General features: G+C 64.6%; 20 protein-coding genes, 1 tRNA gene and 1 riboswitch. Of the genes, 5 read left to right on the top strand and 16 right to left on the bottom strand.

Annotation, left to right across the window (positions count from 1 at the left end):
- Nucleotides 1-814: SGNH/GDSL hydrolase family protein (locus WCB02_RS30155; protein ID WP_423963712.1), on the top strand; the 814-nt coding region annotated here is incomplete at its 5' end.
- Between the two features lie 166 nt (nt 815-980).
- On the opposite strand, the gene WCB02_RS30150 is transcribed toward WCB02_RS30155, so the two are convergent.
- Nucleotides 981-2,189, bottom strand: a complete 1,209-nt coding sequence (locus WCB02_RS30150; protein WP_423963709.1) for an O-succinylhomoserine sulfhydrylase — start codon at nt 2,187-2,189, stop codon at nt 981-983.
- A 70-nt stretch (nt 2,190-2,259) separates the two neighbouring features.
- Nucleotides 2,260-2,339, bottom strand: a riboswitch (SAM riboswitch).
- A gap of 105 nt (nt 2,340-2,444) precedes the next feature.
- Between WCB02_RS30150 and WCB02_RS30145 the strand changes: the two genes are divergently transcribed.
- Entirely contained in the window at nt 2,445-3,551 is a 1,107-nt protein-coding gene (locus WCB02_RS30145) for a 2'-deoxycytidine 5'-triphosphate deaminase (RefSeq protein WP_423963707.1), read from the top strand.
- Between the two features lie 105 nt (nt 3,552-3,656).
- Here the strand turns inward: WCB02_RS30145 and WCB02_RS30140 are convergent, their stop codons facing one another.
- Nucleotides 3,657-4,892: a fumarylacetoacetate hydrolase family protein gene (locus WCB02_RS30140; protein WP_423963705.1), complete on the bottom strand. Its 1,236-nt coding sequence runs from the start codon at nt 4,890-4,892 to the stop codon at nt 3,657-3,659.
- A 265-nt stretch (nt 4,893-5,157) separates the two neighbouring features.
- On the opposite strand from WCB02_RS30140, the gene WCB02_RS30135 reads away from it, so the two are divergent.
- Nucleotides 5,158-6,681 (top strand): MATE family efflux transporter, encoded by a 1,524-nt coding sequence (locus WCB02_RS30135; protein ID WP_423963703.1) that lies wholly within the window; start codon nt 5,158-5,160, stop codon nt 6,679-6,681.
- Here WCB02_RS30135 and WCB02_RS30130 read toward each other — a convergent pair.
- From WCB02_RS30130 to WCB02_RS30105, 6 genes are all read right to left on the bottom strand, one after another.
- Nucleotides 6,672-7,142 (bottom strand): hypothetical protein, encoded by a 471-nt coding sequence (locus WCB02_RS30130; protein WP_423963701.1) that lies wholly within the window; start codon nt 7,140-7,142, stop codon nt 6,672-6,674. The genes WCB02_RS30135 and WCB02_RS30130 overlap by 10 nt on opposite strands.
- 97 nt (nt 7,143-7,239) lie before the next feature.
- On the bottom strand, nt 7,240-7,641 hold the full coding sequence (locus WCB02_RS30125; RefSeq protein WP_423963715.1) for an SRPBCC family protein: 402 nt from the start codon (nt 7,639-7,641) through the stop codon (nt 7,240-7,242).
- Nucleotides 7,642-7,885: 244 nt separating this feature from the next.
- Nucleotides 7,886-8,245, bottom strand: coding sequence for a VOC family protein (locus WCB02_RS30120; RefSeq protein WP_423963698.1), 360 nt, complete (start codon nt 8,243-8,245; stop codon nt 7,886-7,888).
- A 52-nt stretch (nt 8,246-8,297) separates the two neighbouring features.
- The gene (locus WCB02_RS30115) at nt 8,298-9,200 is read right to left on the bottom strand and encodes a helix-turn-helix domain-containing protein (RefSeq protein WP_423963696.1); all 903 of its coding nucleotides are present in this window, start codon (nt 9,198-9,200) and stop codon (nt 8,298-8,300) included.
- Between the two features lie 10 nt (nt 9,201-9,210).
- Nucleotides 9,211-9,789, bottom strand: a complete 579-nt coding sequence (locus tag WCB02_RS30110) for a methylated-DNA--[protein]-cysteine S-methyltransferase (RefSeq protein WP_423963694.1) — start codon at nt 9,787-9,789, stop codon at nt 9,211-9,213.
- A gap of 173 nt (nt 9,790-9,962) precedes the next feature.
- Nucleotides 9,963-10,751 (bottom strand): LON peptidase substrate-binding domain-containing protein, encoded by a 789-nt coding sequence (locus tag WCB02_RS30105; protein ID WP_423963692.1) that lies wholly within the window; start codon nt 10,749-10,751, stop codon nt 9,963-9,965.
- Between the two features lie 810 nt (nt 10,752-11,561).
- Between WCB02_RS30105 and WCB02_RS30100 the strand changes: the two genes are divergently transcribed.
- Nucleotides 11,562-11,635: transfer RNA gene (locus tag WCB02_RS30100), tRNA-Gly, on the top strand.
- Between the two features lie 20 nt (nt 11,636-11,655).
- Complete coding sequence (gene solA / locus WCB02_RS30095; RefSeq protein WP_423963689.1) at nt 11,656-13,107, top strand: N-methyl-L-tryptophan oxidase; 1,452 nt, start codon at nt 11,656-11,658, stop codon at nt 13,105-13,107.
- Between the two features lie 94 nt (nt 13,108-13,201).
- Here the strand turns inward: solA and WCB02_RS30090 are convergent, their stop codons facing one another.
- The 8 genes from WCB02_RS30090 to WCB02_RS30055 form a co-directional block, all read right to left on the bottom strand.
- A complete protein-coding gene (locus tag WCB02_RS30090; RefSeq protein ID WP_423963687.1) occupies nt 13,202-14,155 on the bottom strand; it encodes an isopenicillin N synthase family dioxygenase in 954 nt (317 codons plus the stop codon).
- A gap of 73 nt (nt 14,156-14,228) precedes the next feature.
- Entirely contained in the window at nt 14,229-15,206 is a 978-nt protein-coding gene (locus WCB02_RS30085) for an ABC transporter substrate-binding protein (RefSeq protein WP_423963685.1), read from the bottom strand.
- A complete protein-coding gene (locus WCB02_RS30080; RefSeq protein WP_423963683.1) occupies nt 15,175-16,248 on the bottom strand; it encodes a hypothetical protein in 1,074 nt (357 codons plus the stop codon). Before WCB02_RS30080 ends, WCB02_RS30085 begins: the two co-directional genes overlap by 32 nt.
- Before the next feature lie 6 nt (nt 16,249-16,254).
- Nucleotides 16,255-17,697: a SidA/IucD/PvdA family monooxygenase gene (locus WCB02_RS30075; RefSeq protein WP_423963681.1), complete on the bottom strand. Its 1,443-nt coding sequence runs from the start codon at nt 17,695-17,697 to the stop codon at nt 16,255-16,257.
- A gap of 4 nt (nt 17,698-17,701) precedes the next feature.
- Complete coding sequence (locus WCB02_RS30070) at nt 17,702-19,207, bottom strand: amidohydrolase family protein (RefSeq protein ID WP_423963678.1); 1,506 nt, start codon at nt 19,205-19,207, stop codon at nt 17,702-17,704.
- Complete coding sequence (locus tag WCB02_RS30065) at nt 19,204-20,112, bottom strand: polysaccharide deacetylase family protein (RefSeq protein WP_423963676.1); 909 nt, start codon at nt 20,110-20,112, stop codon at nt 19,204-19,206. Before WCB02_RS30065 ends, WCB02_RS30070 begins: the two co-directional genes overlap by 4 nt.
- Nucleotides 20,109-21,323 carry an amidase gene (locus WCB02_RS30060; RefSeq protein WP_423963674.1) on the bottom strand — a complete coding sequence of 405 codons (1,215 nt, stop codon included), beginning with the start codon at nt 21,321-21,323 and terminating at the stop codon, nt 20,109-20,111. Before WCB02_RS30060 ends, WCB02_RS30065 begins: the two co-directional genes overlap by 4 nt.
- Nucleotides 21,310-22,520 (bottom strand): 4-hydroxyphenylacetate 3-hydroxylase family protein (locus WCB02_RS30055; protein WP_423963671.1); only part of this gene is annotated, 1,211 nt, incomplete at its 5' end. The genes WCB02_RS30060 and WCB02_RS30055, both read right to left, overlap by 14 nt.

The raw sequence follows: 22,520 nt of genomic DNA, 5'->3' as shown, positions 1-22,520 counted from the left end.
AACCAATCCGTCGCCGCAGCCGAAGAGTCTCGCGACGCGCGCGATCGACAAGGTGAAAGAGGTCGCGAAGTCGGCTGGCGATGTCTTCAACCGGGTGCCTTGCCTGCCGCCGAAGGACGGCGTCCCGCCAATGGGATCGCTGCCGCGTGTCGCGGCGAAGCTGGCCGCAGGCCAGCCGATCGTGATCATTGCCTTCGGCTCATCATCGACCCAGGGTTACGGCTCGAGCGGCCCTGAATTCACCTATCCGAACCGGCTCGCGGCGCAGTTGCGCCGGCAATATCCGACCACCGACATCACCGTCGTCAACAGCGGCCATGGCGGCGAGGATGCGCCGGAAATGATGAAGCGGCTGCAGACCTCGGTGATCGACCGTCACCCCGACCTCGTGATCTGGCAGGTCGGCACCAATGCGGTGCTGCGCGGTCTCGATCCGACGGAAACCGCCAACATGGTGGAAGAAGGGGTCGCGCGCATTCAGGGCGGGGGCGCCGACGTGGTGCTGGTCGATCCGCAGTATTCGCCGCGCGTCACCGAGCGGCCGGACAGCGCCAACAAGATCGTGCGGCTGCTGTCGCGGGTCGCAGCGCTCCGCCACGTCGGGATTTTCCCGCGCTTTGCAGTGATGCGGGACTGGCATGAGAAACAGGCGCTGCCGATCGACAGTTTCGTGATCTCCGATGGCTTGCACATGAACGACTGGGGTTATGCCTGCTTCGCGCAACTGCTCGGCGACGACATCATCAGGTCGGTCGGCCAGGTCAAGCTCGGTGTCAACGTGCCGTCCGCGGTGCAGACCTACAAGCCGATGTGAGAGCAACTATGACTTATCGTCGTCCCGGCCAAGCCAAGCGCGAGCCGGGACCCATAACCACAGGCCTGTGTTTTTGAGCAGGCTGGGCGACACCTGAGGCGGCAACAAAGCCCTGCGGTCATAGGTCCCTGCCTTCGCGGGGACGACAGCGAGCGTGTGGCTCCTCTCACGCCTTCTGCAGTGCCGCCTCGAGATCCTCGATCAGATCGTCGGCGTGCTCGAGGCCGGCGGAGAAGCGGATGAAACCTTCGCTGATGCCGAGCTCGGCGCGCGCCTCCGGCGCCAGCCGCTGGTGGGTGGTGGTCGCGGGATGGGTGACGAGGCTCTTGGCGTCGCCGAGATTGTTGGAGATGCGCGACAGTCTCAGCGCGTTGAGGCAGCGGAACGCCGCCTGCTTGCCGCCCTTGACCTCGAAGCCGACCAGCGTGGAGCCGGCGCGCATCTGCTTCTTTGCGGTCGCGGCCTGCGGATGATCCTCGCGGCCCGGATACAGCAGCCGCGAGATCTTCGGATGCCGGGCCAGCGCATCGGCGACCTTGGCCGCCGTCTCGGTCTGGGCGCGGACCCGGACGGCGAGCGTCTCCAGCCCCTTCAGCAGCACCCAGGCGTTGAACGGCGACATCGACGGCCCGGTCTGGCGCATGAAGGTATGGATGTGCTCGGCAATGAAGGCCTCCGAGGCCAGGATCATGCCGCCGAGGCAGCGGCCCTGGCCGTCGATATGCTTGGTCGCGGAATACACCACGACGTCGGCGCCGAGCGTAAGCGGGCTTTGCCAGATCGGGGTCGCGAATACATTGTCGACGATCAGCCGCGCGCCTGCGGCATGAGCGATCTCGGCGATCGCGGGAATATCGAGCACATCGAGCGTCGGATTGGTCGGGCTCTCCAGGAAGCAGCTTCTGGTGTTGGGCTGCATCGCGCGCTGCCACTGGTCGAGGTCGAGGCCGTCGACCAGCGTGGACTGGATGCCGTAGCGCGGCAGTAGATCCTCCACCACATAGCGGCACGATCCGAACATCGCCTTCGACGCCACCACGTGATCGCCGGCGTTCAACGGCGCCAGCACGGCGGTGGTCACCGCCGCCATGCCGGTTGCGGTGGAACGTCCGGCTTCCGCGCCTTCGAGCTCGATCATGCGGCGCTCGAACATCGCAATCGTCGGATTGGAGAAGCGCGAATAGATGTAGCCGTCGTCCTCGCCCTTGAAGCGCGCCTCGCATTGTTCGGCGCTGTCGTAGACAAAGCCCTGGGTCAGGAACAGCGCCTCGGAGGTCTCGCCGAACTCCGAGCGGATGGTGCCGGAATGGACCAGCCGGGTCTCGGGACGATAATGGGCGGTGGACGCGGGGGCGTGGGACTTCGGATTGGACATCTGACCTCCATCGTGACCATGAAAATGGCCACAAAAAAACCGGCCTCGGAAATCTTCCTTCAGGCCGGGATCACAGAGGTCCCCGGCCTGTTTAGCGATTTATTTAACGTGGCTGCAAGCCGGCCGGCTCAAATCACCACGGGATAAGTGATGCTCTTATTCCGGACCGCCCTTTCCGTCAAGATGGGCATCGGATAACCCGTAAAACACCTTATCTTCAGTTTCCGAAGCGGAGACGCCCTCGGGGATCACGACGTGTCATTCACGCTTGCCACCGGCGCCAACGGCATCCTGCCCGACCGCATGATCGCGGCGATGGCGGATTCCGGCCTGATCCTGCCGGACTATCCGTTTGTCGAAAGCCAGATCCAGCCGGCGAGCCTCGATCTCAGGCTCGGCGATATCGCCTACCGGGTGCGCGCCAGCTTCCTGCCCGGGCCGGGCGCGACGGTGGCCGAGCGCATCGATGAGTTGAAGCTGCACGAAATCAACCTCGCCGACGGCGCGGTGCTCGAGACCAACTGCGTCTACATCGTGCCGCTCTTGGAAAGCCTCGCATTGCCGCGGGAGATCGTCGCCGCCGCCAATCCGAAAAGCTCGACCGGCCGGCTCGACGTGTTCACCCGTGTCATCGCCGACGGCACGAGGCGCTTCGACATGATCGGCGCCGGCTATCACGGCCCGCTCTATGCCGAGATCTCACCGAAGACGTTTCCGGTGCTGCTGCGCGAGGGCTCGCGGCTGTCGCAGGTCCGCTTCCGGACCGGCGAGGCCGTACTCGATAGCGATGAGCTCGATGCGCTGCATGCCGCCGAGCGGCTGGTCGATATCGACGACGCCGATCTCGCCGGCGGCGTGGCGCTGTCGGTCGATCTCTCCGGCGAGCGCTCGGGCGGTTTTGTCGGCTACCGCGCCAAGCGGCATACCGGCGTGGTCGATGTCGATCGCCGCGCCGGCTATGCGGTGGACGATTTCTGGGAGGCTATTCCGGCGCGCGGCGACGGCAGCCTGATCCTCGATCCCGGTGAGTTCTACATCCTGGCCTCGAAAGAGGCCGTGCAGGTGCCGCCCGACTACGCCGCCGAGATGGTGCCGTTCGATCCGCTGGTCGGCGAATTCCGGGTGCATTACGCCGGCTTCTTCGATCCCGGCTTCGGCTATGCGGGCGCCGGCGGGGAGGGGTCGCGCGCCGTGCTGGAAGTGCGCTCGCGCGAAGTGCCGTTCATTCTCGAGCACGGCCAGATCGTCGGCCGGCTGGTCTATGAAAAGATGCTGGCGCGGCCGCACGCGCTATACGGCCAGCGCATCGGCTCCAACTACCAGGCGCAGGGCCTGAAATTGTCGAAGCACTTTCGGGTGTAGGGTCAGCGTCGTCCTAGATCCGGGCATGGCGGGCCCGCAGAGGCAATTGAGCCCATGGCTATCAGGTCCCGGTTCGGCGCTGTGGGACTTCTTGCTCTGAATGGCTCAGAGATGATTTCGCGCAGCCAGGTTTTTCATAAGCGCGGTCAGTCCGAAGCTCCAATGCTCGCATTCGTCGCTCGGGCGCATGCGGTTGATCAGCTTGCCAAGCTGTGGCGCTTCGATGGTGACGATATCGTCATGCTTGTGCGTGAAACCCTGGCCCGCGACATCGCGATCTTTAATGGGCGCAAACATCGTGCCCAGGAACAACGCAAACCCATCGGGGTATTGATGAACGGCCCCGATCGTCTGCGCCACCAGGTCCAGGGGGTCGCGACTGATTTTGCTGATCGATGAATGGCCCTCCAGCACAAAGCCGTCGGCGCCTGTGACAGTCATGTTCAGGTCCATGTTGCGAACGTCGTCGAGGGTAAAGCTCTGGTCGAACAGGCGAAGCAACGGTCCGATCGCGCAAGACGCGTTATTGTCCTTGGCTTTTGACAGCAGCAAGGCCGAGCGGCCTTCGAAATCACGCAAATTGACATCGTTGCCGAGTGTCGCGCCAACGATCTTGCCGCGGCTCGAGACGACGAGCACCACTTCAGGCTCCGGGTTGTTCCAGGTCGATTTCGGGTGCAGTCCGGCATCCATGCCGGTGCCGACGGAAGACAGCACCGGCGCCTTGGTAAAGACCTCGGCATCGGGACCAATACCAACTTCGAGATACTGGCTCCAAGCCCGCTGCTCGATCAGAGTTTCCTTCAAGCTCATCGCTTGCGGGGATCCCGGCTTGAGCTTGGACAGATCATCGCCAACCAGCCGTGCCACCTCCGCACGGATCGCGGCCGCGGCAGCCGGGTTGCCCTGCGCTCTCTCTTCAATCACGCGCTCCAGCAGGGAAATCGCGAAAGTGACGCCGGCGGCCTTGAGCACCTGCAGATCGACCGGAGCGAGAAGCCAGGGCTTGCCGGGATCACGGCTGTCGGGTGGAGTATTGCAAGCCAGCTCGTCAAGCTCGCCGATCCGCGTTCCCTTGCACGTGCGCAGCGCCGACGCCGGGTCGGTCTCCTCGGTCAAGGCGCTGATCGTCGGGAAGTCTGCCGTCACGTCATAGACGCCACCTTCGCGGACGGCCACGACTGACGGACCTCGCTCGGAAGGCAACCAGACCCGGCCGACCAAGCTCCCTGCGGTGCCGTCATCCGGCAGGATGGATGCGGCATTCAGCGATATCACGGGCGTTTCTCCGTTTTTATTGTTCGCGACCAAATGTGCTGCAATGATCAGTCGCAGTTTCATGTCGGTACCGCTAGCACGCTAGCCCAAACTTGACTTTCGGACAACGAATGAGTCGACAAGCCTACCGCAGCGCCGGCTTGATTGATCGCGCGGTAATGCGGCTCGTGGAGGTGACGCAGGCAGGCATTCCCGCAGAGCGCCATTGCGCCTGGCGCAGGCGGAATCGCGTTCGATCGTGCTAGGAATCCCGGCACATTCAAAAAAACATTTTCGCGCTTGATCCGGCCGCCGAGTTTTGCAGGCGATCCATGCGCCGGGAGTAGAAATGTCCGATATCGGCGTCGCCGAAATCCCTGTCGACGCGGATGAGCTTCCGCTGTCGGAGCCGCCGCTGATGAACGCGCTGCTCGACGGCCCGATCCTGCGCACGCTGTTGTGGCTGGCCTGGCCGAATGTGATCGCGCTCAGCGCCGGCACCTGCGTGGTGATCGCCGAGACCTCCTATATCGGCCGGCTGGGCGTGGATTCGCTGGCCGCGATGGCGCTGGTGTTTCCGTTCGTGATCCTGACCATGACGATGTCGGGCGGCGCGATGGGCGGCGGCGTGGCGTCGGCCGTTGCGCGGGCACTCGGCGCCGGTGACACCGAGCGCGCGTCGGTGCTGGCCTCGCATGCGCTTTTGATCAGCATCTCCTTCGGCGTGGCCTTCATGCTGGGCATGCTGACGTTCGGCCCGCATCTCTTGGAGATACTCGGCGGCCGCGGCCATGTGCTGGCGCAGGCCATCGGCTACACCCGGATCTTCTTCGGCGGCGCCGTGCTGCCCTGGCTGATGAATTCGATGGCCGGGATTTTGCGCGGTACCGGCAATATGAAATTGCCCTCGCTGATGCTGCTCAATGCCTCGGTCTGCCAGATCATTCTGGGCGGTACGCTCGGCCTTGGTCTCGGCCCGATCCCGCAATTCGGCATGCGCGGCGTCGCCGCCGGCTCGCTCACCGCCTATCTGATCAGCATCTCCGTGATGGGCTGGTATCTGTTCTCCGGGCGCGCTCGCGTCGTCCCCAAGGTGAGGGGCCTGCGCATTCAGGTCGCGATGTTCTTCGACATCCTGAAGGTCGGCGCGGTTGCCTGTCTGTCGCCCCTGCAGTCGGTGCTGACGATCTCGATCTTCACCCACATGCTGGCCGGCTTCGGCACCGCGGTGCTCGCCGGCTATGGCATCGGCGCGCGGCTCGAATTCATGCTGACGTCGGTGGCGTTCGCCATCGGCATCGGTTCGGTGCCGATGATCGGCATGGCGATCGGCGCGGAGCGGGTGGCGCGCGCCCGGCGGATCGCCTGGACCGCGGCGCTGGTCTCGTTCGTCTCGGTCGGGGCGCTCGCGTCGATCATCGCGATGTTTCCCGAGCTCTGGGTCAACATCTTCACCGATGATGCCGGCGTGCGGGCGGCGAGCCGGCACTATCTATCGACGGCGGCGCCGATGTACGCCTTCGTTGGCCTGGCGACGGCAATGTATTTCTCCTCGCAGGGTGCGGCGAAAATGTTAGGTCCCGTGCTGGCGCAGACCGCGCGGCTGGTGTTCATCGGTTGCGGCGGCTCGTGGCTGTCGACGCGTGACGCGACGGCGGCGAATTTCTTCACGCTTGCTGCGGTCTCGATGGTGGTGCTCGGCGTGCTCTCCTGCCTGAGCGTGATCCTGACGCGCTGGGGACCGACGCGCGCCGGCGTCCTGCCGATCCGGGCCGCAGCCATGCCCGCCAGTTACTCCAAGGTGCCGGCGCTGCCGGCGGCCTTGTCGGTCTCGCCGCTGTCGCTTGACGGAAAGGCCGCCGATTACCGGTGATGCCGCCGCCGGTGGCCGTATCCGCCGCCGCCGGAATTGGCCATCCGCATCAACGGCCCGATCATGCCGATGACGTCGCCACCATCGCCGCCGAGCATGCCCATATAGTCGCCGCCGCCGATCATCGCCGGGTTCATCGGCATGCCGTCCGGCATGCCGCCGGGGATCATGGCGCCGAGGCCACCGGGAAGACCCGGAATGCCGCCGCCCATTCCGCCCATGCCGCCGCCTTCCATCATGCGGCTCATCATCGGGCCCATGGTCTGCATCAGCATGGCAAAGCGGCGTTTGCCCATCCTGGCCTTCATCATTTCCAGCATTGGCGCCATCTGCGTCATCATGTCCTCGCCGCCGCCTCGGCCGCCGAAGCCCGCGAGCTGGGCCTTCGCGGGGGTCGATGCCAGCGTGAACAGCAGCAGCACCGCGGCGGCCTGGCAGATCACCTTGTCTGCACCCTTCATGTCTTACTCCTCGCGTACGTGGCTCCGCGGACGCGTGCCATCGGGACGCACGAGCGGAAGCCTAGAGGGCGGCGCGAGGCGGTATCTGTGAGAAAGATCACACTGCGGCTTTGCCGAGCGCCTTCTGCATGGCCGTTACCCCGAGATCCATCTGCGAGCTGATGTAGGGCGCGATGTCGTGCGGCAGCACGTCGGTGATCCAGGCCACCCGGCAGCGCGCCTCGCCGTCGGCGAATACCTGGATCGAGGCGCTGTGCTGCGTCAGGCGCTCGCTCCGGATCGCATAGGCAAGCCGCAGCCTGGCATCGTCACAACCGACCAGCAGCTCGCGCGCCACATTGCCGTTGGCAAACGTCACGATGCGTGCCTCGCCGTCCAGCCTGGTGTCGAGCACGAAACCCGGCGCCAGCCGGGTATGCACCGCGCCGAAATCGCGCACCGCATCCCACACTTCGTGCGCCGGTGCGTTGATGGGAATGTCCTTGTGGATGGAGGCCATGTGCGTGGTCCTGATGTTGTTCAAGCCGATTGATCGTTCAATTGTGATGTCGTCATTCCGGGGCGAAGCGGAGCCCGGAATCCATCGCCGCGGTGGCCAGTCGTTTCCTAAGGCTGATCAAGCAACCGAACCGGAACGGGATTTGATCCCTATCCTGGGATGTCCAACTGAAGTCCGTGGTCATGGATTTCCGGCCCGCGCTCTGCGCGTCCCGGAACGACGACGGAGAGGAAAGGCGACTACATCACGGACACACCGCCTCGACATTGTTGCCGTCGGGATCGAGCAGGAACGCAGCGTAGTAGGTCGGGCCGTAATCGACGCGCGGGCCGGCTGGGCCGTTGTCGCGGCCGCCGGCCTTGAGGCCCTCGCTGTGAAATTTTGCGATCGCGGCATGATCGGGCGCGCGGAATGCAAGATGCGCGCCGGTATTGTTCAGGCCCTTGTGCAGATAGAGCCATAGCGCGGGTTCCCCCTTCGGGCCGAACCCGGCGCCGGTCTCGTCCTTCGAGCACAGCACATGACCGAGCGGCGCCAGCGCCGCGGAATAGAACCGCACGCTGGCGTCGAGATTGCCGACTTTGATGCCGATATGGTCGTACATGATGATCTCCAATGCATGCGCGCGCGGGCCGCGCGAGGAGGAGATCACCTACTCAATGCCGGCGCGGCGTTCTTGGAGAATCTTGCTTGGAGAGTCCTGTCCCGAAAATCTTCTGGAAAATCCTGCGCCGGCCGCGCGCGGCCTGCCGGAATTTCAACGGCGAGACGCCGGCCGCGCGATGAAAGGTGCGGACAAAATTGGAGAGATCGTTGAAGCCGACGTCGTAGGCGATCTCGGTCACGCCTCTGTCGTCGTCGGACAAAAGCCGCGCGGCATGGCGAAGCCGCGCGCGCACCAGATATTGATGCGGGGTGACGCCGAGCACGCTGGAAAACAGCCGCAGGAAATGGAACGGGCTGACGCCGGCCTGCCGCGCGCTGTCCTCGAGCTCGATCGGCTGGCTCGCATGCGCGTCGATCCACAGCGCCGTTTCCACCGCGCGGCGGCGGTCGCGCGCCGTGACCTTGGCCGGCCTGCCCGGCTTTCCAGAGACGACCTCGCCGAGGCGGCTGGCCAGGAGATGGCCGACTTCATCGAGGCCGACATCGCTGCGTCCCTCGGCCGCGGCCTGCGCGAGTTCGCCGAGCACCATCAATTCCGACAGCGGCGGCGTGGCGCCGACCTGCCAAATCGCCTGCCAGGTCTCCTGCGACGACTCGCTTCGTCCGCCGATCGTCTCCACCAGGTCCGGCGCCAGGAAGAACGACAGGCACTCGTCGCCGCAGACATGGTCGTGGGTGCAGATGAATTCGGTGCCGGGACAGCCGATCAAAAACGAGCCGACCACCAGTTCGTGCGACCGGCCGCGGCTGTGATAGCCGAAACTGCCCTTGCGCACATAGGAGATCGAGTGGCAGCCGTGCTGCTCGACGAACGGCCGATCGCCGGGCACCGCGGTGCAGCGGAAGTCGGACACGCTGATGGACGGGCGCTGCAACAGGGAGGTCGAGCTCATGGCCGCAGATTTAGGGATGCGGACGGTGCGGAGCAACCGGCAGCAGCACGTCGAACAGGGATTTGGCCGTGCCACGCTGCGCGCCCTCGATCGACAGCAAGTGGCGCTTGGAGATGGTGCCGCCGTTCGGCGCGATCTGGTCGGTATGGCCGCTGGTTGGCAGCACGCGATGGCAGGGCACGATGATCAGGAACGGGTTCTTCGCCACCACCTCGGCGATCGCATGCGCCGCGCCGGGAATCCGCAACTGCGTGGCCACCTCGTCATAGCTGCGGGTCTCACCGCGCGGAATGGTGCGGACGAACTCGTAAGCGCGCCGGTTGAACGGAGGGATTCCTTCCATGTCGAGCGTGACGTCGGTGAAATCAGCCGGGCCACCGCGCAGCAGCGCTGCAATGCCGTGGGTTGCGATCGTGACGTTGTGCGTCGGCGCCAGTTCGCGCGCTTCGGGATGGAAGTGGAACAACCGCCGTCGCGTGTCGATCTCGCGAGCCTGCGGCAATTGCACCGATAAAATGCCGGCGTGGCCCCAGACAATGCCGCAACGGCCGACCGCCGTATCGAAGATCGCGTAACCCCGCCCAATCATGACGCCACCCCAACCAGGATCATCATAACACTGTCACAATCGGAAGCATCTGGAATCTTGGGTTTCGGTTGAAGGGGCAGGGCGCTGGAAAGAATAGACAGGGCTGCGCGACCACGCGCGGCCCTGTGTTCGCACAATTGGCTTAGATCTTTTGGATCAGCGCGGTCACCGCCTTAGGAAGTCATCTGCATCAGTGCGTGCACCCGTTCCAGGCGCGCCACCGGATCAAGCGTCGCCAGCAAGCCCTGCTTGTCTCTGATCGGCAGCTTGACCTGGGCGCAGATGATATCCGCGACCCGGCCAGGATCGCGGATCTGTTCGAGCGGTGGGTGGGTCTGCGGCAGCTGAATTGCCCAGGCCTTGGCGTAGATCTTGAAGCGCGCGACAGCCTGCTCGATCAGTTCTGGCGCCGCGGGGATCGGCCCCTCGCTGAGGTCGGTGATGTCAGCCACATAAGTCCCCGTCTCGGCCAGGAAGCGGCGGATCATGACGCGACGGTAGATCTGCGTCAGTACTTTCAGGGTGCCATCGGACTGGGGGTAAAGCTCGATCAGGCCCGCCAGCACACCGACGTCATAGATATCGTCAAGCCCCGGCTCGTCCACGGCCGAGTCCTTCTGCACCGCCAGCACCATCTCGCGCTGACGGTGGAAGGCCTGGTCGAGGGCTTGCATGGTTTTCTGCCGTCCGACGAACAGCGGGTAGATCGCCGTCGGGAAGGGAACGAGATCCCGCAACGGCATGGCCGGATAACTCGGCAGGCGTTCGGTCTGCTGTGCAGCCGATGCCGCCGGCTCCTGCCGGCTGGCCTGGATCAGGGCCGATAGCGTGTTCCAGTCGGCCGCGCCGAGCATTTTCGACACCAGCTCCAGGCTCTCGCTGTGGCTGATGGTGACCGCCTTGCCGGTGAGGGAATCGCGCAGGGTCTGCGCCATGGTCTTTGCATCGCGAAAAGAGCGCATGTGTTTCGTCCTCTGCTTCAGAGCGAACCAGGCGTGTCAGGTGGTTGCGTTGCTGACCCGGTCGCTCGGGCAAAGGCAGGCCTTGAAAAGGCTCGATACGTTCACCGTCCCCAAGGGGTGCAACCGGCCGGTCGTATCAACCGTGCCGCCATGTTGCCTCGGAGCCGGCCGGCTGTCAATTATCAAGGCGCTTGGCGGATAGCGCGGTCGCGCGAGGTGATCTGCAGAATCGTGCCAACGCTCGACCAAATTTCAAATTGATGCGCGACCCACGATCCATTTCAATTGACGGGCAACCAAGGACTCGCCAACTTTTCGCCGCTTGTCCTGAGCGCGTTTATCACCACCACCAGGAAGAACGACAACTTCCTCGCCGCGTTGTACAAACGATCGCGTCCGGTCATAGTCCTTGCTCTTGCGGGATGTGCGCTTTTGCTTTTGTCTTTATTGCACACGAGACCGCGGGTGCAGCGTGCACCCGGCATTCCCTGCGCCCTCGATCTCGAGGCGCAAGACTTCCCAAGCAAAGCTCGGGCGACCAGCGCCGCGAGACCGTGAAACCGTATCTGCCGTTTGAAATCCGGATTCGAATTCGTGGGCTTGGGGCAGCGCGCATCTGCGCCGTGCCCCACCGTGCAATCAAAAGGTATTGGGCGCGCGTTCGCCGAGGTTCGGGGATTGAGGCTGATATGATGAGAACTTCAGATCGCCCGACTGGATTGCCGACAGGCAGACGGCTATAAGAGAGCACCCAAGGTGGGAAAGAGGCCACCAAGCGGGTCGTCGAGCACAAGCTAAGTTATTGAAATTGCGGGCGTAGTTCAATGGTAGAACGGCAGCTTCCCAAGCTGCATACGAGGGTTCGATTCCCTTCGCCCGCTCCAAGCCCTGAAGTCCCGACAGAATGGGATGTCAGCTTCAATTTCTCCGGGGCCTCCACGCCTTTTGGCGGAAATCAGCGAACCGCTGCCGCCTTCGACGACGCCTGAACGCCTTCCTGCAAGCCGCATTCCCGGCCGCCTGGGACAAAGCGTGCGTGCGCATTGCACGAGGTGGTGGACGAACATGCATCGCGGTTGTTGGACGCTGCTCTGCATTCGAAATATTGTGGGAGCGATTTCAGCCGGCACGACAGCTATGCCTTCGATTGCAGCTCGATCCTGCGGCCCGAAGGCGACCATGTTCCGTGAGGAGTGATGTCATGCGCTCATGCGAAATAGCGATCGTGGGTCTGGGCCTGATGGGAAGTGCGGCCCTGCGTTCGCTCGCCACTTGCGGCGCGGACGTGCTCGGATTCGACCCGATGCATCTCGGTGAACCACGAGGGTCGTCGCACGGGTCATGCCGGGTCTACCGCCGCTTCAATTACGAAAGCGACGCTTACACGGACCTCAGCGAGCGAGCCTTCGAGGGATGGCGGGAACTGGAAGCGGTCACGGAGCGAGTGATCCTCAAACCGAGCGCGGTGCTCGAGGCCGGACCGAAGGATTCGAAACTGGTCGCAGCTTCCCGGGCTGCGGCGGCTCGAAAGGGACCGATAGAGGGACCGTCTTCCGGCGCCGAGGCCAATGCGGCGTATCCCGCCTTCAACCTTCCCGGCGACTGGAGCGTGGCGGTTCAGCAGAGCGGCGGAATCCTGTTGGCCGAAGAAGCGATGCGCGCATTCCGGCTGGGATTGGAGGAGCGCATCGTTCCCGCGTCAGCCCGGTTCACGTCGACGCCGACAGGCATCCTAGTCTCGACCTCTCACGGCGATGTCATGGCCAAACAGTTGATTCTCGCTGCCGGCCCTTGGATTTCAAAACTCCTGCCGGAGATCGGGCCACACCTCAGGGTTACCCGCCAAGCCGTCGGCTGGTTCAAGCCGTCCCGTCCTTCCGCTGTCAGGTATGGCGAATTTCCGATCTTCATTTTAGATAACGGCAAGCGCGGGCTCGTCTATGGCTTTCCCGATTTCGAAGGTCGCGGCGTGAAAGCCGCGCAGCATGACCTCGGGCCCGATGCTGGTCCCGACGATTGGAGTCCGCTCCCGACGCCTGAGGAACTGAGTGTGGTTCGAACGACGCTCGAACAGTTCGTCCCCGGGGCGGCCGGACCGATCACGGATCGCGACGTCTGTCTCTATACGAATACGCTCCAAGCCGATGTGGTCGTGGATGACGGCAATGAATTCATCATCGACCGGTTGCCCGGCGACCCTCGGATCATCGTCGCCTCGCCCTGCTCCGGTCACGGCGCGAAATTCGCGACAGCCATCGGCAGCATGCTCGCCGACCTTGCGTTAGATCCTGCAGCTTCCGCTTCACCTGCCTTCAGCATCCAGCGGTTCTCCGCGTTCGCGCGGAGTGCAAGCTGATCCGGCGTCTGCTCCGAGCGAAGCGCATGACGAATCCCAAGAAAGCCGCGGCGTCGAAACCACGATCCTCGGGCTTGTTAGGCCAGCTCGGCCATCACATCGTCTTGGCCGCGTAGGTCGGCTCCAGGCGTGAGCGCAGGAATTCGGCACCGGTGATCGGGGCGTATTTTGCCGGCCGCTCGGCGCTGGTGCAGCTTGGCAGGCAGGCGACGATCGCGTCCGGGTTGGGATCGAGAAAGAACGCGACCGAATAACGATCCTTGCCGGGAGGACTGACGACCTTGTGCGGGGTCGAGACATAGACGTCGTTGGACCAGCGCATCAGGCAATCGCCGATGTTGCAGACGAAGGCATCTTGTATCACGGGCGCGTCGAGCCAGCGGCCGGAGCGATCCTGCACCATCAGGCCGCCGACCGCATCGGTCGCGAGCAGCGTGACGTTGCCATAGTCGGTATGTATGCCGGCGCCCAATTGTCCGTCCGACAGCGGCGTGGTGACCGGGGGATAATGCAGCAGGCGCAGGGTGGCGATCGGCTTGTCGAGCCGGCTCTCGAAGAAATCGGGTGCGAGGCCGAGGTCCAGCGCAAATCCCCGGTGCAGGTCGCGTCCCAGTCGCCAGACCTGGTTGAAATAGTCCAGCATCGTGGCGCGAAAGCCCGGCATGTCCGGCCACAGATTGGCGGCCCGGAACGGCGCACGAGCCTTGAGTTCTGGATCCTCCGGATCGAGCTCCAGTCCGATATTGAAGGCTTCCTTGACGTCGGCGGGCTTGTCCGGGTCGAGCGCCTCGCCGCCGAGCCGGATGTAGCCGCGGTTACCGCCAGGGCCACTGAACGAGGCGGCCTCGCGGATCGCTGCCGGGCCGCCAAAAAATGCCGCGGACTGTTCGAACACGCGAGCCCGTAGCGCAGGCGGGACGCCGTGGCCGGTGACATAGAAGAAACCCACCTCCCGGCAGGCGCGGCCCAGGCTGGCTGCGACCGCGCGCGCCTCGTCGGCGGTGCCGGTGATGAGGGGAGCCACGTCGATCACAGGAATGGCGTTCACATCGATCTCCATCGATTGCTATCAACGAGAAGCAATCACTGTACCTGGATGGGCCTGTCGCGCGAGGCCCGCTTCACGTGTTCCGCATGTCGGCGTCGGGAAACAGATCGTCAGGCCTGAACCCGGTCGCGATCAGGCCGTCCTCGACCATGTAGCGGATGATCACTTCCAGCATGACGCGATTTTTGGCGAGGCCGACCGGCCAGTAATCCTTGCCGAGCCGCTGCTCGGTGAAGAGCAGGCTCTCGAGCTGCCACGGCAGCATGGTGCACAAGGCGGCGGCATCGAACAGCCGGGCGTGGGCGATGCGCTGGGCCTGCGCGAAAGCCTCGAAGATCGCCTGCATCAAGCCGGGATTGGCCTCGGCCAGCGGTCGCTTGACCGCGATCACGTGCATGGCGGGAAAAATCCCGGTCCTGGAAAAATAATCGAGCTCGGCTTGCATCGGATCGTCGAACAGGCGCGTCACGGAAGCCGAAGACCAGGTGCTCGGCGCCCGCGCGGTATAGAGCGCGTCGATCTCGCCCGCGGCCAGCAGCACCGCGAGGCTGTTGTCGGTGCGCTCCTCGTGCCGGAACCGATCGGGATAGAATTGCGGATGTTCGTCGCCGGCCCGGGCCGTCTCCAGCCCTCCCGCGACATAGATCGGCGCCGTGCGCGCGAGGCCAAAATGATCCTGGAAGATGCCGCGCAGCCAGACCGCGGCGGCCATGTCGAACACCGGGACGCCGATCCGCCTGCCGGCGAGGTCGGCGGGCTGCTTGATGCCGGCTTTGGCATTGACGAAGACGCTGGACAACCGGAAATGCCGCGACGGGAAGATCGGCACCGCGACATAGGGCCGGTCCGGTCGCTCCATCGAGCGCAGATAGGACGCCAGCGGAAATTCGCAGCAGTCGAAGGTGTGATGGGTCAATTGCTGGTTGAACAGCGCCTGCACGCCCATCAGCGTCACCTGGGCTTCGATGCCCGAGATTGCTACTTCACCGCTTGCGATCGGCCGGGTCCGATCGGAATCGCTAAGGGCTATTTTCAATGGCAACGCGGTCATGAGTCCTCGTTCGTTCGAGTGCCGCGACGTTGCCGGCCAGACGTTTGATCAGCACGTCCAGCAATTCCGGCAGCGCGAGCGGGGTGGCATTGGCGCCGCCGCGCGCATAGATCGCGGTCGCCCGGGGAATGTCGATGTTGAGCCGATGCGCGAGACGCTGAATCGCCGTGCTGCAGTCTTCAGACAGCGGCAGGCACGCGATCCGCGCTTCCGCGGCGAGATGATCGTTGGCGCCGATCAACTCGATCCGCCTGCCGCCCACCTTCTTCGAGGTCGCGACGTGGTGCGAAGCGCGTTCGTTGCGCGCCAGCACGAAGCTGCGATGGGTGAGGCCCGGCGCGACCCAGGACACGATATCGGTATAGTTCCGTCCGATCCGGGAGACCACGCGCGCGAGGATTTTCGCCATCTCATTATGCATCGCGACATAGTGCCGGCGCTCTTGATCGCCCCATTTCCAGCGTGTCGCCGACATGCGGACCGCGGTCGAGTCTGTTCGCCAGGGCGACACCGCATTGCCCCGGTGCTCGAACAGCCCGGGATCGTCATAGGCGACCGCAGGCGACGGCTTGCCGCGATACTCGACGATATGCTCATAGGGGACGACCGCCATCGGCTCCGAAATCACCATCCGGTGCACCACGGTGCCGCGGCCGTCGACCAGTGGCGACAGGTTCAGAACCTCCGGCGAGAACCGCGGCTCCAGCCGCGCCATCAATTCCTGAGGCAGATACAGCCGATCAGATGGCCGAAAACCCTCGTCGAGCAGCCGCTGATTGATCGCCATATGCTCGGAGGAGAACGGATAGGGTTTGGTCTTGGTGCACGGCATGAACAAGAGGATGCGGCGGTCCGCCTGGGGAAGTTCTGGCTCGTAGTCGTTCTGGATGAATTCGAGCCATTCGGCGATACGCGGATGCCTGAGCGAGTCGACATTGTCCTGCGGACTGTACAGGCACAATGTCTCGTCGAGGCGAAACGGACTCTCGATCTTGAGCGCGGATTCGCGGACGCGCGTGGCGCGATTGTCGACGGTCACCATGGTTGGTCAGTTCCCCCGGGTCGTCAAGGCCGTGACGTCAAGCTCCCGCTCGGCATAATCGCGCAGCGATTGCAGATGGACATCGGCGTCTTCGACGAACAATCCGCGGCTGATGCCGGTGACGATCCGCTCGACGCCGAATTTCAGCGCGGAAATGCCGGCGGAGCAGGCAAGGCTCGGCATCGCCGCGAAGGTGTAGCTGAAGATATTCGCGAGATAGGGCGCCGATCCCGGCGCCTTTGCCGTGAACTGGAAGCTGGGAGACAGGTACGGATAGGCGCCCAGCGCGGCATGTTGCTCGCCGGCCGGCGGCTGATAGAGATCGGACCAGCGCGCGATCCTGTCGTGGAAGCGCGCCAGTTCCGGCCGCGTCGCGAGGTCGACCGCAAAACCGGTGCCCGCGATCAGGAAATCGAACGCACCTGGCCCCTGCGGATGCGTCAACAGAATCCTGCCATCGACGAAATCGACGCCTTGCAGCGGACAGCCGAGCCGCATGAGGAAATTTGCATGCCGGCTGCAGCGATCGAAGGTGTCCTGCGGCGGGGGCTGGTTCATCTCGAAAATGAGCTGCATGAAGCGCCACTTGCGCGCGTCGTCGAGATCGCCGAAATGACGCAGAAAGCCGGCGAACTCCATCCAGCGGTTTGGATTGATGGTCGGAAGCTGTCGCCTGCGCGCCAGCAGATCGACCGACGCCGCGCCGCTTTCCAGCGCCATCGCGGCATTGTCGAACGCGGACGCGCCGGCGCCGATCACGGCAACCGTCTTGCCCCTGAGCGCGGTGAAGTCGATCGCGTCCGCGGTGTGGGCGTAAGCGTGTCGCGGCAAGGCGTCCGCGATCATGCTGGGGACGAACCAGTGGCCGGAGCCTTCGATCCCCGTCGCCAGCACCACGTTGCGGGTGAGATAGCGCTCAGCGGTGCCGTCGCCCTTTGTAGCGTGGACGGCGAGCAGGCCGTCATCCAGCGGCTCGATATCGGTGACCTCGGCCTCCGAGCTTGCGATACCGATGGTGTTTTTCACCCACAACAGATAGTCGTGCCAACGCTCGCGCGGGATCTTGCCGAGTTGCTGCCATGACGATTCGCCAAAGCGCGCCTGCCACCAGGCGCGGGCCGACAGGCTCGGGATGCCGAGATCCGGCCCGGTCACGTTCTTCGGTGTGCGCAGCGTATGCATGCGCGCGAAGCGCCGCCACGGCCCGGCAAGATCCGGCGGATTGCGGTCGAGTACGCGGACATTGCTGATCCGCTCGCGCAGCAGCCGGAAGGCGATGGCGATGCCGCTCTGCCCGCCGCCGACGATGATGACGTCGTGAACGGCCGTGCCGTTCCGGCTGCGCGGAACGACCCAGGGCCGCGTCGGATAGCCCAGGCAGTCCAGCTCAAAGCGAACCCGCCGCTCCAACTGCCTGAGATCGGAATCCGTGTCCGTTGTGGCGAGCATGGGACTATGCGAGCTCCGGTCTGATGGTGCGTTCGATCGCAAGTGGCTGCCGCGTCATCGCCTCGGCAAACGACACGACATGCGGTTCGAGCCGGGCGGCCAGCGCCCGCGCCTCACGCGTGGTCGCCGACAGCCGTGTCACGGCGTCCTTGACGCCTCGACGCAGGCCGGACGTGTCGACGGACACCAGCTTGCGGTTCAGAACCTTGAACTGGCCTCCCACCATCACGTCGGTCACGGACGCGGAATCGGCGCAGGTCACGAGCTGGTTGACCGGATCGGTGTCGGGAATGAAATCGACATGGCCGAGATCGAGCATCGCAAGGTCAGCGTGCGTCCCCGGCGCGATGCGGCCGCAGAGGTCGAGGCCCAACAGCTTTGCGCCGCCCTGGGTCGCAAGCCGGATGATTTCCGGCGCCCGCAGCCATTGGTCGCGGGAGCCGGCAAATGTCCGCGCGCCGAACGATGCGAGCCGCATCGCCTGCAGCATGCTGAGCGAATCCGATGAATTGGCGCCGTCCGTCGCCAGGGCGACATTGATGCCGCGCTCCAGCATCGGCCGCACGTGGGCTGTGCCGGATCCCAGCCTGAAATTGCTGGCGGGGATATGGGCGATGGAGCAGCCATGTTCGGCGAGCAGATCGAGGTCAGCGGCGTCGATCCAGACGCTGTGGGCCGCGGTAAAGCGCGGCCGCAATAGCCCGATATCGGCGAGATGGCGGATGGCGGAGCGGCCATAGAGCTGTCGCGCGACCACGGCCTGCAGCCGCGATTCGGCGATGTGCATGTGGATCGGAAGCCCATGACGGTCCGCGATCTCCATGCAGTCGCGCAGGAAACGCTCCGAGCAGTGGTGCGGAATGGTCGGGGCGATCGCGAGCGTGACGGTCTCGGGCAGGTCTGCGCGCGCCGCGATGATCGTCTCGATCGCCGCGATGGTGCGCTCGGAACTCGCCAGCTCGAATTTGCCGACCGATTGCGCCAGCTCGGGCGGCAGCGCGTCGGCCAATCCCGGAATCGATTGAAACAGGCTTTGATCGGCGACCATCGGCGCCAGCACGGCGCGCATGCCGGCGTCCGCGTAGGCGCGGGCGGCAGCGGCAAAACCCTCCTTGGTCGGGCGCGGAAATTCGTAGACCAGGTCGAAACAGGCGGTGCAGCCCTTCGACAGCATGTCGACGGCGCCGAGCAACGTGGACAGATAGATGGTTGCGGGATCGCGCGTGCTTGCAAGCCAGGGGCCGTTGGTGAGGGAGGCTTCCAGCGTCCAGGCTTCGGCAACGCCCTTCATCAGGTTGGCATGGCCATGGGTATGGGCGTTGACGAGGCCGGGAATGATCAGGCGATCACTGGCATCGTGCTGCGTGGCAGAGTCCGCCGCCAGCGAGCCGGGTGTGCCGATGCCTGCGATCTGTCCCTGATCGATCAGGAGGTCCTTGCGCTCGGCCTGTCCCGAGACCGGATCGACCACAAGTCCTCCGGCGATCAGGAGGCGTTCGCCGGCGGTCATAGATATCGCTCCGCAGGATGGTGGTCGATCCAGTGCCGGGCGATCTCGGAGCGGCTGGCAAACCAGATGTCGTCGTGCTGGCCCGCGAATTCGAGAAATCGCGCGATCGCCTCGAACCGCGCCGGCTGGCCGGAAATCCGGCTGTGCAGGCTGACCGTCATCATCCGCGGGCTGTGAGCGCCTTCCGCGTAGAGCACGCGCAGCGCGGCGGACAGATGGTCGTAGAAATCATTCGCGGTTCCGAGCTTCGCGGTGGCGAGCCGATTGTCGTTGTTGGTGAAGCTGTGCGGAACGATCAGATGCGGCTTGTCGCCGACCCTGACCCAATAGGGCCAGTCGTCGGCATAGCTGTCGGAATCGTAGAGGAAGCCGCCATGTTCGACGAGCAGCGCCCTTGTGTTCGCGCTCGGCGAGTACCGGCTTTGCCAGCCCAGCGGACGGCGTCCGGTCGCCTGTTCGATGAGCGTGACGGCGCGCGTGATCGCGCTGCGCTCGTCCTCCGTGCTCAGCAGATAATGCCGGATGAAGCGATCGCCATGGCAGCAGAGATCGAACTCGAATTCCCTGATGGTGTCGGCGATCTGCGGATTGCGCACAAGCGCCTGCGCGCAGGCGTTGATGGTGACGGGGATGCCGCATTCGGTCATCAGGTTGATGATGCGCCAGAAGCCGATGCGCGAGCCATATTCGAACAGGGATTCGCTGACGAAATCGCGACTGCCCGCGGGCACTTCGTGCGGGATGCCGTCGGTCAGCGCGGTTTCGGTCGCCGCGTCCCCGTCAGGGATCGAGGGTTCGGCGCCTTCCTCGACATTGAGAACGACCACGAGTGCCAGCCGCGCGCCGTTCGGCCAGCGCGGGTCCGGCTGTCTCCGGCCATAGCCGACGAAATCGCGCGCCGTCATGGTGCGAGCGCGGCCGCGGGCAGCGCATGTCCGATTCGGGTCGCGAGATCCAATAGCCTTTGATCGCCCCGGGGGCCGGCGATCAGCGACAGGCCGACAGGGCAGCCGTCGACGACGACGGCCGGAATGTTGATCTGCGGCAACCGGCACAGCGATGCCACGCAGGTGAGGGCGAGCGTCCGCTCGCGGAACTCCACTTGCGCGGACACCGGCGCGTCGCGAAACGGCGGCAGATCATGCGCGGTCGGAAGTATCAGCACGCCGTCGCTGCCGAGCGATTGCACCAGACGATCGGTCAGGGTTTCGCGGCGGACAACGGCTGCCGCAAACCTCGCCGGATCGACCTGCGAGGCGAGCTCGATCCGCTCGGCGACCGCCGGGCTGAGCCTGCGTCCGGGCGTCTTGCCCCAGGCGCCAAGCGTCGCCCACAGATCCTGCAGCTGCAGCGGCCTGAAGGTGTCCAGCCAGTGCTCGACACCTTCCTTGAACAAGGTCACCTCGATCGCATTGCCGAGTGATCGAGCGACCGGCAGCAAGGCTTCGCCGATCCGGCGCTCCGGGATGTCGAACGCGTCGCGCGCGAGCAGCAATCGCGCCGGGCTGAATTCGTTGATCGGGCCGAAATAGATTTCGCCGACGCGCTTCATGGTCGCCGCGTCGCGTGCCAGCCAGCCGACGGTGTCGAAGCTCGGCGCCATCGCCATGATGCCCGCGACCGACAGCCGGCCGAACGTGGTGCGCAGGCCGTAGATCCCGCAAAAGCTCGCGGGCACGCGGACCGATCCGCCGGTATCGGTGCCGAGTGCGAAGTCGCAGAGCTTGGCCGCCACCGCCGAGGCCGAGCCGCTCGACGATCCGCCGGGCACGCGTTGCGGCGCCCTGGGATTGATCGGGGTGCCGAAATGCGGATTCATCCCGAACATACCGCAGGCCACCTCGTCGGTCTGGGTCTTTCCGACCAGCAAGGCACCGGCCATCAGCGGCACCAGCGCCGCCGGCGCGGTCGCGATCGCCTCTGTCGCATCGCGCAGCCGGTCCGGATTGCCCCATGCCGACTTGGTGCCGGCGATATCGATCAGGTCCTTGGCGGCGAATGTGAGGTCGGCGAGCGGACCGTCCTGCGCGAGCCGCAGCGACTGCAAGCCATGATCGACGAATGCCTGCCGCCTGATCTCGTCCAGTGTGGTGGTCTCGGATCTACTCGGCGGCATCGGGATATTTCAGCGGGGTTGCGGGCAGGCCATAGGTGCCCATGAACTGGTCGACCGCGCCCTTGACGCCGTCCCAATCGAAGAATCGAAACGAATTGCCGCGCGTCACCAAGGGTGCGCCGGAGTAGAACATCTCATATTGCAGATGGCGCGAGCCGAATTCGGAGCCGACCGCATCCCAGGCCAGCTTCATCAGCTTCACGCGCTGCTCCGAGGTTGCGACCGTGGAGCGCTGCGTCTTGTGAATGATGGCGTTGGTTTCCGGCGTCGCAAAATCCGCATGGGACGACGGCACCATGATCATCCCGCCACCGGACAGCGAGCGGATCGCTTCGGTGATTTCTGGATAGGTGGTCTGGGCGATGACCTGGGCGGTGCAGAGCAGCGACCGATCCGGAACGTAATAGCCCTGAAAGGTCTCGCCCTTGAGCTCCATCGCGATCACCAGCGCCTCGATGTTGCTGACCTTCGCGGCCATCAGGCCGAGCGTCTCGCGCACCTGCGGATAGTTGATGATGTTGTTGGTTTCGGCGATCTTGCGTCCCAGCCCCAGCATGAACCTGAGCTTGACCATCAGGCGGACCATGCACTGGTAGTTCTGCAGCACATGCGCCCTGGTATCGTGCCATTGCGCCTGCGCCATCTTCAGATCCCTGAAGACGAAGACGCGGTCCCAGGGAATCTTGACGTCGTCGAAGTGGACCACCGCGTCATTCTCGTCGAAGCGTGACGACAGCGGGTAGTCGAACGCCGAGGTCGCGTTCTGCTCGTAGCTGCGCCGCGACATCAAGGTCAGTCCCCTGACGCCGAGCGGCACGATCGCGGTGAAGGCATAGGCCTCGTCGCCGGCCTGCAGGGCCTGGAAGCCCGACACCAGCAGCTCGTTGGCCAGGATGCCGGAGGTCGCCAGCATCTTCGCGCCGCGAATCGTGATCCCGCCAGAGTCCTCGTCGACGATTGAGGCAACCAGATGCGGATCGGGCTGGTTGCCCGCCGATCTGGCCTTGTCGGATTGCGGATTGATGATGACGTAGGACAGGAACAGGTCGTTGTCCCGGGCGTACTGGAAGTACGACTCCAGCGCCGCCGCGCGGGCCGGATCGTAGTCGCGAAACGCCGCGAGCCCGATCCGAAAGCCAGCCAGCGTGGATGCGACATGATCTGGCGAGCGGCCGATCATGCCGCAGGTCAGCGTCG

The organism is Bradyrhizobium sp. (assembly GCF_049581145.1).
Lineage (GTDB): Bacteria > Pseudomonadota > Alphaproteobacteria > Rhizobiales > Xanthobacteraceae > Bradyrhizobium.
Note: the sequence above shows the minus strand (reverse complement) of the source record. Positions and strands in the feature narration are given on the sequence as shown.

What these genes read in the sequence shown, in the direction of transcription:
- WCB02_RS30150 (WP_423963709.1), bottom strand. Translation starts at nt 2,189, where the DNA reads ATGTCCAATCCGAAGTCCCACGCCCCCGCGTCCACCGCCCATTATCGT.
- WCB02_RS30140 (WP_423963705.1), bottom strand. Translation starts at nt 4,892, where the DNA reads ATGAAACTGCGACTGATCATTGCAGCACATTTGGTCGCGAACAATAAA.
- WCB02_RS30135 (WP_423963703.1), top strand. Translation starts at nt 5,158, where the DNA reads ATGTCCGATATCGGCGTCGCCGAAATCCCTGTCGACGCGGATGAGCTT.
- WCB02_RS30130 (WP_423963701.1), bottom strand. Translation starts at nt 7,142, where the DNA reads ATGAAGGGTGCAGACAAGGTGATCTGCCAGGCCGCCGCGGTGCTGCTG.
- WCB02_RS30125 (WP_423963715.1), bottom strand. Translation starts at nt 7,641, where the DNA reads ATGGCCTCCATCCACAAGGACATTCCCATCAACGCACCGGCGCACGAA.
- WCB02_RS30120 (WP_423963698.1), bottom strand. Translation starts at nt 8,245, where the DNA reads ATGTACGACCATATCGGCATCAAAGTCGGCAATCTCGACGCCAGCGTG.
- WCB02_RS30115 (WP_423963696.1), bottom strand. Translation starts at nt 9,200, where the DNA reads ATGAGCTCGACCTCCCTGTTGCAGCGCCCGTCCATCAGCGTGTCCGAC.
- WCB02_RS30110 (WP_423963694.1), bottom strand. Translation starts at nt 9,789, where the DNA reads ATGATTGGGCGGGGTTACGCGATCTTCGATACGGCGGTCGGCCGTTGC.
- WCB02_RS30105 (WP_423963692.1), bottom strand. Translation starts at nt 10,751, where the DNA reads ATGCGCTCTTTTCGCGATGCAAAGACCATGGCGCAGACCCTGCGCGAT.
- solA (WP_423963689.1), top strand. Translation starts at nt 11,656, where the DNA reads ATGGGATGTCAGCTTCAATTTCTCCGGGGCCTCCACGCCTTTTGGCGG.
- WCB02_RS30085 (WP_423963685.1), bottom strand. Translation starts at nt 15,206, where the DNA reads ATGACCGCGTTGCCATTGAAAATAGCCCTTAGCGATTCCGATCGGACC.
- WCB02_RS30080 (WP_423963683.1), bottom strand. Translation starts at nt 16,248, where the DNA reads ATGGTGACCGTCGACAATCGCGCCACGCGCGTCCGCGAATCCGCGCTC.
- WCB02_RS30075 (WP_423963681.1), bottom strand. Translation starts at nt 17,697, where the DNA reads ATGCTCGCCACAACGGACACGGATTCCGATCTCAGGCAGTTGGAGCGG.
- WCB02_RS30070 (WP_423963678.1), bottom strand. Translation starts at nt 19,207, where the DNA reads ATGACCGCCGGCGAACGCCTCCTGATCGCCGGAGGACTTGTGGTCGAT.
- WCB02_RS30065 (WP_423963676.1), bottom strand. Translation starts at nt 20,112, where the DNA reads ATGACGGCGCGCGATTTCGTCGGCTATGGCCGGAGACAGCCGGACCCG.
- WCB02_RS30060 (WP_423963674.1), bottom strand. Translation starts at nt 21,323, where the DNA reads ATGCCGCCGAGTAGATCCGAGACCACCACACTGGACGAGATCAGGCGG.